The organism is Thermus islandicus DSM 21543, assembly GCF_000421625.1.
GTDB lineage: Bacteria > Deinococcota > Deinococci > Deinococcales > Thermaceae > Thermus > Thermus islandicus.
Genome location: NZ_ATXJ01000026.1, coordinates 1 through 10,703, shown reverse-complemented (window position 1 = coordinate 10,703; position 10,703 = coordinate 1). Strand labels below are relative to the sequence as shown.

Below are 10,703 nucleotides of genomic sequence, written 5' to 3'. Positions count from 1 at the left end.
GTACCAAGCGTCAAACAGTACGCCTTCCGGCTGAAAGCCCTGCTCCTCCGCCCACTCCAGCAGGGCCAGCTTGCTCTCCTCGGCCAGGGCGGAGGTATGGATGGGGCTTTGAGCTAAAGCTTCTAGAGCGCGCAGAAGAGGCCGTGGTATCCCCATCATTGGGCCTCCCTAGTCACCGGAGGCCCATTTGATCGGGGATCTTCAGCACCGCGTAAGTCCAGTCAGATAAACTGGTTGGGCTCGTTCTTGGAGGTACCCAGGATCTCTACCCGAAGGGCTCCCTTATCGGGGAGCACGTAGAAGCGAACTGCGTCCGAGGACTCAATTACCTTGGCCACCTCCACCTTTAGGCGGGCGAAGCGAGCGGGGGAAAGCTCCCCTTCCAGGACGGAGTTCTGGACCCAGGTGAGGTACCGCCTCCCCACCTTGAGCACTTTCGCCACCCGCTCTACCGCCACATCGTAGACCATGACCACGTACACCGCCTACACCCTAACCACGCCCACCGCGCACCCCTCCAGGCCCTCCACCTCGAGGACCAGGCCCTCGTAGGCCACGGCTAGGGGCTTCCCTTCCACCTCGAGGGCCAGCTCCTCCACCCGCCTGGGGCTGCGGTCCGGACCCAGGGCCACGGGAAAGCGGTCCCGGTAGAGGCGCACCCCCGTAGGGGGCTCCTTTAGGTTCCGTAGCTGGAGGCGGTCCGCCCGCCACCAGCCAATCCCCTCCCCCTCCCAGCCCTCCAACACTTCGCCCCGCGCCAAGGTCACCGCCTCGACCCAGCCCAAGGCGAAGGCGGGCCCAAGAGAGAGGGGGTAGGCGGGGGCCTCCAGAGCCCGGGCCAGGTCCCCCATTAGCCCCGCATCATGGGAGGCCACGTACACCTCGTAGGCCACCGCCCTCCCTTCCTCCCCCACCAGGAACTGGAGGGGGATCTGGGTGCGCCCGTCCTTGTAGAGGCCTCTCAGCTCGCTCAGGGTCCCCTCCTTGAGGAAGAGGTAGTTCACCGTCTGGAAAAGCGGCCTCTGCCCTCCCAGAGGGCGGACGGAGAGGTAGATCCCGGAGAGGTCCTCGGCGAACTCTGGGCCGAGCCCCCGGGCCGCCCCCAGGAGCCCCAGAAGGGTGGAGGGGGGTGGGACGGGGTAGGTCAGGGCCGAGGAGTTGGTGTAGAAGCGGCGGAAGTGGGCCCGTTTTCCCTTGAGGACGAAGCGGAGAACGGTCAGAAGCCCACCTCCTCCACCCTCACCCCCTCCAGGGAAAGCCCCTCCACCTTCAGGCCAGGATGCTGCCACAGGCGCACCCGCTCCACCGCCTCCCGGTAGCGGGCGAGCCTTTCGGAGAGGCCTTCCGCCTCCAGCACGTAGTCGGCTTGGGAGCGGATGGCCTCCGGGGCCTTCCCCCCCTCGGGCCGCACCCGGAGCCCGTCCCTGGGGTCTCCGAGGGGCCGGAAGCCCTCCCTCCAGTCCACCCGCAGGTAGAGGAGAGGGGTCTGGCCCACCTTGCTCCGGGTGGTGGACCCCTCCAAAAGGCCCTCCAGGAGTCCCCGTTCCAGGTAATCAAGGTCCTCGAGGGCAAGCCCTACCCGCTCGGCTCGTAGGGCGGAAACCCTCCCCCAGAAGGCGATGAGGGCGTAGTGAACCCGGTGGTCCTTGCCGAAGGTGCCGTGCTCCCCCTTACCCCCCTCGGTGCGGCCGGCGAACTGGCTGGCGATGGTGGCGGTGTACACCTCCACCGGGTGGAGGGAGTAGCCCCAGTCAAACTGCACCGGCCCCACGAACTGCCCCGTCCCCCCCTTGGCCTCGCCCTCGGCCTTGATGGGCAGCACCGCCCCGAAGAGGCGCACGTCCCTGAAGCGCCTCAGGTACCAAGCGAGGAACTCGGGGTCCAGGTCCTTCTTCTTCGCCCCCGTCTCCTTTCCCGTCTCCTGCCTGTAGAGGGCCTTGAGCTCCTCCAGCCGCCCGTCGGCGTCGGTGCGGGAGCCATCCTCCCGGGTGCGGACCCAGACGTCCTCCCCGCGGGCCAGGAGGTAGTCCCGCACGTAGCGCTTAAGGCGCACGTCGCTCACGAGAAGCCGACGCCCCACGTAGTCCATGCGGGGGCGGTTCTCCGCGTCAGGGTCTCCGTTAGGGTTGGTGTCCTTCGCCTCGTATAGGAAAAGGATCTCGGCGTTAGGCATCCTCTCCTTCATGCGCCACCTCCCTTTTTCCGACCCGCAGGCGCTGGCTGCGGGCCTGAGCGTACCCCATGAGGATGTAGTACGGCACTTCCCGGTCAGAAAGGCCCCCCTCGGCCCGCTCCAGGAGATCCGTGGCCCGCCCCAGGAGGTCCATTACCCGGGTACGGTCCTCCCCATCCAGGTAGTAGGTCGCCTTGGCCATCACCTCGGGCACCAGTAGCCGCACCCGAACAAGGCTCATCCCCTGCCAACCGATGGCCTCCAGGAGGGGCTCCTTGCGGTACTCGTAAAGCCGGGCCTGGGCCTGCCCTACAGCCTCCATGGCCTTACCCAGGAGGTAGAGCCCGGCCTCGAGGGGACCAAACCTGTAGGCGCGGAAGGCCTCCTTCTCCTCTTCTTCCAGCAACGCACCCGAAAGATCCTTCGCCTCCATAGCGCCTCCCCAAAGGCCCATCCGGGCCAGAATCCCCAACCAATCCGCCGCCAGGGCCACGAGGCGCAAGGCCCCCCCAGGGGCCGCGAAACCGGGAGGCGGCGAAAAGGGTGGCATCCTCCCGGAAGGCCCGCTCTGCAGCCCTAAGAAAGAGGGGCACCCAGTCCCGGGAGCGGAAGGGAAGGCCGAGGAAGAGGCGGGAGGCCGCCTCGAGGGCCAGGCCCGCCCGCACGCCCCTTTGGCCCCGGTCCAGGGGGAGGAGGTAAAGCCAATCCCGGACCCCCTCTACCCCCGCCTCCCCCATGGCCTGGAAGAGGGCCTCCACCCGGGAGGGGGGCACCTCCAGGACCACCTCCTCCGCCTTGGTGGCCGCCTGGGCCTCGCGGAAGAGGAGAAGGGTGAACCCCAGGTAGCCCACCCCCTCCTGCCGCTTCGCCCGGGCGAGGAAGTCCCGCCAGGCGGAAAGCCTTTCCAGGCCCTCCACCTGGGCCAGGATCCTCTCCACAAGCGCGGAGAGCCTCTCGGGCTCGAGCTCCGCCCCGGGAAGGACCAGGGCCTCGGTCTCCAGGAAGCGGAGCTTGAGGTGTTCCAGAGCGAACCCCTCCCCCAGCTTCAGGGCCCGGAAGCAGTCCTGGCACAGGGCGTAGGCCTTGGCGAAGCCCTCCTCCCGCACCCCCGGGGCGAAGCCCTTCTTGTCCGTAATGTAGAACTTGAGCTTGAAGTCGGCGAAGCTTCGCACCACGGGTACCCCTTCCTGGCCGCAGGCATGGCAAAGGCCCAGGCTTCCTCGGGCGAAGCGCCGCTCCCCGGTGAGGAGCCGCTTCAGGTAGTCCCGGTACTCGGGGAAGTCCACCAGGGGCTTCCCCTCCAGGGCTAGGCTGAAGAGGACCTCTTCCCCCTTCCCGGGAGGTTCCACGCCCCAGGCCCTTTCCAGGACCTCCGCCAGGACCTTGGCGAGGTCCCCGGCCTTCCACTTCCCCAGATCCTGGTTAGCCGAAGCGCGCATTTATGCGCGCCGACCCCCCACCAGGATGAGGGTCTTGGCTTTCCATCCGCTTCTCCCACGGTCCCACGGTCAGCGGAGCTAGGTGCAGGACGGGCTTGAGGGGCGAGAGATCTCGCGGCACCTCGCGCCCAAGGAGAGGAAGGACGAGGCCTACTTTCAGGACCCGCCAGGGATGGGTGCCGGGGAAGCTCCTTCTGTGGGGTGCCTTCCCGCGGCTCCCTGGCGAGCCCCGAAAGCTCGAAAGAAGGCAAAGGGCGGCTTTGGCCTTCCCCATCTCCCGGGAAAGCCTCCGCCTGAGATAGGGGTTCTTCTCCGCCCTCTTGAGCTTCTCTAGCTCCTGGAGGTGGGCTTGGTAGAACCCCTCGGCATGGGCGAGGAAGGATTCGTCTTGGAGAAGGGCCTCGTAGCCCTTGGGGAGCCTCTCTTCGTACCCCAGAGCCCTCCTCCCGATCACGAGGGCGGCGGCGATGTCCTTGGAAAGGGAAAGCTGGGGAGCGTACTTGAGCATCCCTATCGTGGAGGTGTCCTGGGGGTTCACCTCCAGGACCTCCACGCCCCGCTTACGGGCAAGGGAGTGGATCTTCTCCAGGAGGGAGCGGTAGGCGAAGCGGTGCTGCTTCCTGCGGAAGTTCCGCCCCAAGCCGTCACCCCTCTTGGACTTCCTGAGGTATTTGAGCCTCTCCGTGGCGAGGGTCACCCCGTGCTCCTCCGCCAGGGCCACTACCTGATGAGCGATTTTCCAGAGGAAGAGTTCCTTAGCTCCCTTGTTGGGGGCGGAGTCCACCTCTTCCAGGGAGAGAGTGAGGTAGCGGACGAGGTTCCCATCGGGAGAGACCACGGCGAGGGCCAGGTGGTAGGGGTCGCTGTTCACGTCTATCCCGAGAACCCCGTTCGCCTTCGTGTGGACGGGAGGGGGAAGGGCTTCGCCCCAGGAGAGGTGGGCGTAGAGCTTCCCCTCCTTGAGGGTGAGCTCGGTGTTGTAGGGGGAGGAGGAGCAGACCCTCTCCAGGAGGGCTTTGAGCTGGGGGTGGGAGGTCTTCACCAGGGCGTAGGCGTACTTATTTTCCTCGGTTCCTAGGTGGATCCGGAGCCACAGCGCGCCGTCCCTGACCTCAACGCGGAGGTTGAGGTTGCCCTCCCTGCTCTTGTCCCCTCGGCTGTAGAGGAGCTCTTGCCTCTTCTCCTTCCACTCCCTCTTGAGCCGCTCCCGGTCTTTGCCCGAGAGGTGCTTGCGCTTGAGCTGCTCAAAAAGCCCCCTCCCCCCGAAGACCACCTTGCGGGGGTCGCTTCCGAGCTCCAGGGCGGAGTCCAGGACCGCTTTCGCCTTCTCTATGGCCCCGTCGGCGTAGCGGGTGTTGAGGCGGAAGAGGGTGCAGAGGGGCCCGTCCGCCCGTTTGAGCTCCTCGCGGGACTTCCCTTCCAGGAGGCGCTGGTAGGCGAAGCGCTTCGCCGCCGAGAAGCGGCGCATCAGGTCCAGGACCGCCCTCTCGTCCTTGGGGTCAGGGAAGACCAGGCGGGCGTGGACGCCGAGAAAGAGCTTTGGGGCTTTGGCCTCGGGCATTCCTGGGTTCATTTTACCTCCCTCGGCTTCCTTCGCCGCCCTCCGTGGAGTTTTATGCTCTTGGACAAACAGGGAAGGGAGAGAGGAAGTGGGCGGATTTATGGGTTATTTTTCAACTGTTTGCGCCTCCTTACCCGCTTTCCTTCCGCCGTGGCGCTTGGAGGCTCCTCCGTGCGGTCCCGGTACTGCGTCTGGCTCAGGCGGAGGGGGAAGGAGAGCTGGGTGGTGAAGGCCGCGCCCTCCCGGGCCACCCGGTCCGAGGTCAAGGCATCGTAGAAGGTGGCCAGGCGCTCCATGGCCCCCTTAAAGGCCTCCAGCGCCTGGACCAGGGCCAGGGCCCGCTCGCTCTCCCCTAAGGGGTGGGCCCGCAGGCTGGCCGAAAGGGCCCCTGCCTTCTCCGCCAGGGCTTTCGCCTCCTCTTCGGAATCGGCCTCCCGCTCCAAAAGCCGCCCCGCCTCCCAAAGCAGGGCCTCGAGCTCCACCTCCCGCCAGGCCTCGCTCCCCTCGGGGGCGGGTTCGGGAAGGGGCAGGCGGTAGAGGACCGCGCCCCCGGGAAAACCCTCCTCCACCTCCAGCACCTGGGCCTCCACCGGGAGAAGGAGGATGCGCTCCTCCTCGGGGGCGAAGGGGGCCAGGTGGGCCTCCGTTCCCCCCAGGCGCACCCGGACCCCGAGGTTCACCGGGGCCTTGAGGAAGGCGAGCTCCGCGAGGAGGGTGGCCAGGAGCTCCCCCTCCGCCACGTAGCGGTGGACCCCACCCCCCTCCCGGGCCATGCGGGCCATGAGCTCCCGGTGGTACCCGTCCCCGAAGCCCAGGGTGAAGGTGTAGACCCCTTCCCGGGCCGCCTTCCTCGCCTCCTCCGCCAGGGCCTCGGGGTCGGTGAGGCCCACGTTGGCCAGGCCGTCGGAGAGGAGGAAGAGGAACCGGGGCCAGGTGGGGTCCTTGAGGAGGAGGGCCCCCTGCCGCCAGCCCGCGTGGAGGGCGGTGCTACCCCCGGCCTCGAGGGCCTCCAGGTAGGCCCGGGCCGCCTTCCGGTCCAGCCCCCCCACCTCCACCTCGTGATCGTAGGCCACCACCGCCACCCGGCCCCGCTCCGGGAAGGCCTCCAGCACGGCGAGGGCCGCGGCCTTGGCCTCCTGGAGCTTGCGGCCCGCCATGCTCCCCGAGCGGTCCAGGACCAGGGCCAGGTCGGGGGTAAGGGAGGCCCGCCTTGGCGTGAGGAGCGCCACCTTGAGGAGGTCCTGGCCCTTTACCAGGGCGCGGCTTAGGCGAAGGCCGAGCTCCGAAGCCTGCTGGGGTTTGGCGAACCTTTTCATCTTTTCCCTCCTTCCCCATTTTCCCCTGGGCCTCGTCCTCCGTCGGACGGAAGGGGCTCGTCCAGGCGCTCCCCCCGGCCCCGCCAGTACCAGTAGTCCCGCCACTCCAGAAGGGCCTCCTCCGGGTCTTCGGGACGCGAGGCCCGGAGGAGGGCCCCGTAGAGGGCGTCCCACACCGGGTCCCCCGCCGCCGCCCCGGCGTGGGGTGGGCCGAAGAGGGGGCGGTAGGCCGCCGGGGAAAGGGAAGAGGGGGCTGGCCCCAGATCGGCCCAGGGCGCCAGGGCGCCTTCTCCCCCCTCCCCCAGGGCGTGGGCGAAGAGGGGGCCGAAGAGGTGGTGGTTCACGAGGTCCGGGAGGAGATCCCTCCCCGCCGCCTCCTCCAAGGCCCTCAGGTAGAGGGAGAGGGCGTCGGCGCTACCCACCGCCATCTCCACCAGCATGGGAAGGGGCTCCCCCGGGCTTGAGGCGTGGTAGGCCACCAGGGCCATCACGGGCTTGGCGGACCGGGCGAGCTTGAGGAAGGCGTCCTCGAGGGGCAAGGGGACAGCCCGGCCCTCCTCCTGCAGGACGTGCACCAGGGCGTTGAGGGGCGGAAGGCCCATGGGAAGCCCGTAGCGCTTTCCCAGGTAGACGGGGTAGCGGGAGAAGAGGAGGGGAGAGAGCTCCACGGTCCACACCCCGCCCTCCTTCCGCCAGGCGGCCGCCCGGTGGACCACCGTCCCCACCCGCCACCGGATGGGGATGCCGTGGGCCAGGGGGATGTAGGCCTTAACCAGGCCTTTCCAGAGGGCGGCCATCTCCGGGTCGTAGCCCCACCCCGAGTAGGCCATCTCCGCCTTGAGGGCAGGGGATACCTTGGGGGAAAACCTCGGCCTCACCGCCCACCTCCCTCCCCGCTCTCCCCCACGAAGAGGTGCCAGTCCTGCCGGCCGTCCTGGCTCACGGCCAGGTGGTAGCGCCGGGGGCGGAAGTCGGCCTCGGCCAGGGCCCGCTCCAAGGGCGCCAGGAAGAAGTCCTGGCCCGCTTCCAGGTCCCGCGGGGCCAGGACCCGGCGGGGCCGGGCCACCAGGACCAGCTTCCCCCCAGGGGCCAGGGCGGGGCGGCAGAGGTCCAGGAAGGAGGAGATGTGGCGGATGTACTCCCCGTAGCGCTCCTCCGCCTCCTCCCGGTGCCCCTCCTCCTGAAGCCAGGTCTGGAAGGTGGGGGGGTGGAGGACCACCAGGGAGGCCTCCCCCCGGAAGCGCTTGGGGAGGTCCCGGATGTCGGCCCGCTCCACCCTTGGCCCCCTGGGGGCGATGTCCCCACCCCAGGCCCTGCGTCCCAGGGCGCAGGCCGCCTCCACCACGGTCCCCCGCCCCGCCATGGGGTCCACCACCAGCTCCCCCTCCTTGGTGTAGAGCAGGACCAGGGCCTGGGCCACCGCCATGGGGAGGGCCTCCTCCCAGGGCTCCGGGGGAAAGAACCAGACGGGGGCCGAGGGGTCCACCTGTCCCGGAGGGGCGAGGAGCGCGAGGAGGCCCTCGAGGTCCTTGCCCAAGAGGTCCTCGAGGGAGAGCCTCCCCCGCTTGAGGAGGCGGTGGAGCCGGTGGGCCTGGCGCAGGGGAAGCCCCTCCTGGAGGGCCCGCTGCAGGGGCTCGGGGAGGAAGGCGACGGGGAGGAGGTCGTGGCGCAGGTACTTCTCCTTCAGGCCGAGCTCGCGGGCGAGGGCGCGGAAGCGCTCCTTGGGCCAGGCGAGGAGGGTTTTCGCCACCTCCTCGTCCCCGCCTTCCAAACCCCGAGCACGAGCCGCTTGCAGGACCCCGGCGTACACTTCCCAAGCTCGCTTCATAAGCAAAGCTTAGAGCCCCCGCGGGCTTCCGTCGGACGGAGGTTCAATCCTTCCTGGCCCATTTCGGGTCGGTGCAACGGGGGATGGCCCGCCAGGGGCCCGCCCTCCTGGTCCTGGACTCCTGGAGTGCCCTTTTCCCCTTCGTGGACGCCCGCCGTTCGGACCACGTGGCGGAGGTGATGGGCTACCTGAAGGAGATCGCCAAGGCCGGCCCCAGCGTGATCCTCCTGGACCACACCCCGAAGCCTGCGCCGGGCCTCACCGCCCTGGAGCGCGGCATCCAGGGGAGCTTCTACAAACTGGCCGGGGCCCGGAGCGCCTTCCTCCTGTCCCGGGTGGCCCCCAAGCTCACTGGGGGGCGGGACGTGCTCAAGCTGGACACCCTGAAGAACAACCTGGCCCCCCTCGAGGACCCCCTGGGGGTTGAGCGCATCTGGAAGGGGGACGCCCTGGCCTTCGCCGTGACCGACCTCCCCGAGGAGGAGGCCCGCCCCTCCAAGACGGAGCTGGCCAAGCGGGCCGTCCTGGAGCTCCTGGAGGATGGGCCCAAGTCCCGCAAGGAGCTCATCCGCCTGGTGGCCGAGCGGGTGAACGCCGGGGAGAGGACCACGGAAGAGGCCCTACGGGCCCTGGCCCAAGCGGGGGCGGTAGAGCGCCTGACCCTCGGGGGGCAAGGGGGGGCGGTGGCCTACCGCCTCCGGGGTTTGCCGCAAACCCCCTTACGTGATAGTGCGCTTTTGCGGAAAACGGATTTTGGCGTTGAGGATGGGCCAAAGTTTTCCGCAAACGGCCTTGCGGAAAACCCGGGGGGGCTTGGACCGGAGCCCCTCGAGGAGGAGGGGGAGTGGCTATGACTGGCCTTGACCTTCTCCACGCCTTGCACGGGCACCCCACCCTCACCTTCCACCGCGTGGGGGAGGGGCTGAAGGTCCTCCCCGCCGTCCCGGAGGAGGCCCGCCCCGTCCTGGCCCACTTCAAGCCCGCCATTGTCCAGGCCCTGGGGGACGGGGAGCGGCTGGAGGCCCAGGCCCTCTTCTCCTCCCCCTTCCGCCTCGCCGCCCTCTTGGCCCACGCCCTGGGGCTGGAGGGGCCTGTGGTCCTGACCCTCTACGGGAAGGGGGAGCAGGAGCCCCACCGCTACCTGGTGCCTCCGGAGACCCTGACCCCTCACCTGACCTGGGCTAGCCAAAACCTGCCCCCCCCTCGCCGCCTTCACCTGGCCGCAACGAGCGGGGCGTGGATCCTGGAGGTGCAGGGGGGCTGGGAGGTGGCCCTCGAGGCCCAGGTGGCGAGGACCCGCTACCTCCTCCTCCACCCCGGCCTCGAGGCCCGGGCCTGGCTTGAGGCCGCCCATAAGGGACTAGTCCCCCCCGAGGAGCTGAGCGTGTGGAGGCGAGGCGAGGCGCCCTTCACGGCCAGGGGCTGGGGGGAGGCCCTGGCCCACCTGGAGGAGGTGGCCCATGCGTCCCGTTGACGCGCTGGCCCGTTACCTGTGGGAGCAGGGGCTGGACGTGTTCACGGACCCCCTGGAGCCCCCCGGCCACCTGGTGGTGCGGGATGGGGGCTATACCCGCATTTTCTCGCCTGGGGAGGTGGCCGCTCTGGCGGCCGTCCTCTGGGCTCTAGGGCGCATGGATGCAAAGGGCCGCCCCATCGAGGTCCTCGGAGAGGGGCAGGATCCCCTTCCGGTGTAGGGGCGGGGTACACTGAGGCCATGACCCGGCGTTTCACCGCTCACTTGTGGCGCGAAGGGGACCTCTGGGTGGCCCAGTGCCTCGAGGTGGATGTGGCCTCTCAGGGGGAGACCGAGGAGGAGGCGCTAGCCAACCTCAAGGAGGCGCTTGAGCTCTACCTTGAGCCCCCCACCCCGAGCCGGGTGCCCGAGGTGCGGACGGTAGAGGTGGAGGTTGGCGCCGCTTAGGCCCCTCTCCTACCGGGAGGTCAAGCGGCGCCTCGAGGCGGCAGGCTTCGCCATCTACTCCCAGAAAGGGAGCCACGTGAAGTTTGTGAGGGAGGACCGGGACGGCCTTCGCACGGTCATCGTCCCCGCGCACCGGGAAATCGCCGTGGGCACCCTGAGGAGCATCCTCCGGCAAGCTGGGCTCACTCCCGAGGAGTGGGAGAGTTTATGAGGTTGGGGTCCTTAGAGGGTTAATGATTACGGTCTGGACTTACGCGGTGCTGAAGATCCCCGATAAAATGGGCCTCCGGTGACTAGGGAGGCCCAATGAAGAGGATACCACGGCCTCTTCGGCGCGCTCTAGAAGCTTTAGCTCAAAGCCCCATCCATACCTCCGCCCTGGCCGAGGAGAGCAAGCTGGCCCTGCTGGAGTGGGCGGAGGAGCAGGGCTTTCAGCCGGAAGGCGTACTGTTTGACGCTTGGTAC

The 10,703-nt window shown here is 68.7% G+C and carries 14 protein-coding genes; 5 read left to right on the top strand and 9 right to left on the bottom strand.

All coding sequences use genetic code 11. The annotated features are described in order from the left end of the window. Positions 1 to 221: 221 nt before the first annotated feature. The 9 genes from cas2 to H531_RS0111400 form a co-directional block, all read right to left on the bottom strand. Complete coding sequence (gene cas2 / locus H531_RS0111440) at positions 222 to 482, bottom strand: CRISPR-associated endonuclease Cas2 (protein WP_022799466.1); 261 nt, start codon at positions 480 to 482, stop codon at positions 222 to 224. A 3-nt stretch (positions 483 to 485) separates the two neighbouring features. Continuing rightward, positions 486 to 1,289 (bottom strand): CRISPR-associated protein Cas5, encoded by an 804-nt coding sequence (gene cas5, locus H531_RS0111435; protein WP_245540688.1) that lies wholly within the window; start codon positions 1,287 to 1,289, stop codon positions 486 to 488. Next, the gene (cas7b, locus tag H531_RS0111430; protein ID WP_022799464.1) at positions 1,217 to 2,185 is read right to left on the bottom strand and encodes a type I-B CRISPR-associated protein Cas7/Csh2; all 969 of its coding nucleotides are present in this window, start codon (positions 2,183 to 2,185) and stop codon (positions 1,217 to 1,219) included. The genes cas5 and cas7b overlap by 73 nt, the downstream gene beginning before the upstream one ends. Continuing rightward, complete coding sequence (locus H531_RS14930) at positions 2,166 to 2,606, bottom strand: TM1802 family CRISPR-associated protein (protein ID WP_245540687.1); 441 nt, start codon at positions 2,604 to 2,606, stop codon at positions 2,166 to 2,168. Before H531_RS14930 ends, cas7b begins: the two co-directional genes overlap by 20 nt. Then, on the bottom strand, positions 2,500 to 3,612 hold the full coding sequence (locus H531_RS15155; RefSeq protein ID WP_028490827.1) for a TM1802 family CRISPR-associated protein: 1,113 nt from the start codon (positions 3,610 to 3,612) through the stop codon (positions 2,500 to 2,502). The genes H531_RS14930 and H531_RS15155 overlap by 107 nt, the downstream gene beginning before the upstream one ends. After that, positions 3,596 to 5,185 (bottom strand): SSO2105 N-terminal domain-containing protein, encoded by a 1,590-nt coding sequence (locus H531_RS0111415; protein ID WP_028490826.1) that lies wholly within the window; start codon positions 5,183 to 5,185, stop codon positions 3,596 to 3,598. Before H531_RS0111415 ends, H531_RS15155 begins: the two co-directional genes overlap by 17 nt. A gap of 86 nt (positions 5,186 to 5,271) precedes the next feature. Further along, entirely contained in the window at positions 5,272 to 6,489 is a 1,218-nt protein-coding gene (locus tag H531_RS15150; RefSeq protein ID WP_022799462.1) for a vWA domain-containing protein, read from the bottom strand. Beyond that, on the bottom strand, positions 6,486 to 7,367 hold the full coding sequence (locus H531_RS0111405) for a hypothetical protein (protein WP_028490825.1): 882 nt from the start codon (positions 7,365 to 7,367) through the stop codon (positions 6,486 to 6,488). Before H531_RS0111405 ends, H531_RS15150 begins: the two co-directional genes overlap by 4 nt. Continuing rightward, positions 7,364 to 8,317: a TRM11 family SAM-dependent methyltransferase gene (locus H531_RS0111400; RefSeq protein WP_022799460.1), complete on the bottom strand. Its 954-nt coding sequence runs from the start codon at positions 8,315 to 8,317 to the stop codon at positions 7,364 to 7,366. Before H531_RS0111400 ends, H531_RS0111405 begins: the two co-directional genes overlap by 4 nt. Positions 8,318 to 8,400: 83 nt before the next feature. Between H531_RS0111400 and H531_RS0111395 the strand changes: the two genes are divergently transcribed. The 5 genes from H531_RS0111395 to H531_RS0111375 are packed head-to-tail and all read left to right on the top strand — an operon-like array spanning position 8,401 to position 10,449. Further along, entirely contained in the window at positions 8,401 to 9,171 is a 771-nt protein-coding gene (locus H531_RS0111395; protein WP_022799459.1) for an AAA family ATPase, read from the top strand. Then, entirely contained in the window at positions 9,168 to 9,791 is a 624-nt protein-coding gene (locus tag H531_RS0111390; RefSeq protein ID WP_022799458.1) for a hypothetical protein, read from the top strand. Before H531_RS0111395 ends, H531_RS0111390 begins: the two co-directional genes overlap by 4 nt. Further along, positions 9,778 to 10,011, top strand: a complete 234-nt coding sequence (locus H531_RS0111385; protein WP_028490824.1) for a hypothetical protein — start codon at positions 9,778 to 9,780, stop codon at positions 10,009 to 10,011. Before H531_RS0111390 ends, H531_RS0111385 begins: the two co-directional genes overlap by 14 nt. A gap of 20 nt (positions 10,012 to 10,031) precedes the next feature. Next, positions 10,032 to 10,238, top strand: coding sequence for a type II toxin-antitoxin system HicB family antitoxin (locus tag H531_RS0111380; protein WP_022799456.1), 207 nt, complete (start codon positions 10,032 to 10,034; stop codon positions 10,236 to 10,238). Further along, entirely contained in the window at positions 10,225 to 10,449 is a 225-nt protein-coding gene (locus H531_RS0111375; protein ID WP_022799455.1) for a type II toxin-antitoxin system HicA family toxin, read from the top strand. Before H531_RS0111380 ends, H531_RS0111375 begins: the two co-directional genes overlap by 14 nt. Positions 10,450 to 10,703: the final 254 nt, after the last annotated feature.

Bases quoted from the DNA above. Each gene is read 5' to 3' on its own strand.
- cas7b (WP_022799464.1), bottom strand. From the start codon at position 2,185: ATGAAGGAGAGGATGCCTAACGCCGAGATCCTTTTCCTATACGAGGCG.
- H531_RS14930 (WP_245540687.1), bottom strand. From the start codon at position 2,606: ATGGAGGCGAAGGATCTTTCGGGTGCGTTGCTGGAAGAAGAGGAGAAG.
- H531_RS15155 (WP_028490827.1), bottom strand. From the start codon at position 3,612: ATGCGCGCTTCGGCTAACCAGGATCTGGGGAAGTGGAAGGCCGGGGAC.
- H531_RS0111415 (WP_028490826.1), bottom strand. From the start codon at position 5,185: ATGAACCCAGGAATGCCCGAGGCCAAAGCCCCAAAGCTCTTTCTCGGC.
- H531_RS15150 (WP_022799462.1), bottom strand. From the start codon at position 6,489: ATGAAAAGGTTCGCCAAACCCCAGCAGGCTTCGGAGCTCGGCCTTCGC.
- H531_RS0111400 (WP_022799460.1), bottom strand. From the start codon at position 8,317: ATGAAGCGAGCTTGGGAAGTGTACGCCGGGGTCCTGCAAGCGGCTCGT.
- H531_RS0111395 (WP_022799459.1), top strand. From the start codon at position 8,401: ATGGCCCGCCAGGGGCCCGCCCTCCTGGTCCTGGACTCCTGGAGTGCC.
- H531_RS0111390 (WP_022799458.1), top strand. From the start codon at position 9,168: ATGACTGGCCTTGACCTTCTCCACGCCTTGCACGGGCACCCCACCCTC.
- H531_RS0111385 (WP_028490824.1), top strand. From the start codon at position 9,778: ATGCGTCCCGTTGACGCGCTGGCCCGTTACCTGTGGGAGCAGGGGCTG.
- H531_RS0111380 (WP_022799456.1), top strand. From the start codon at position 10,032: ATGACCCGGCGTTTCACCGCTCACTTGTGGCGCGAAGGGGACCTCTGG.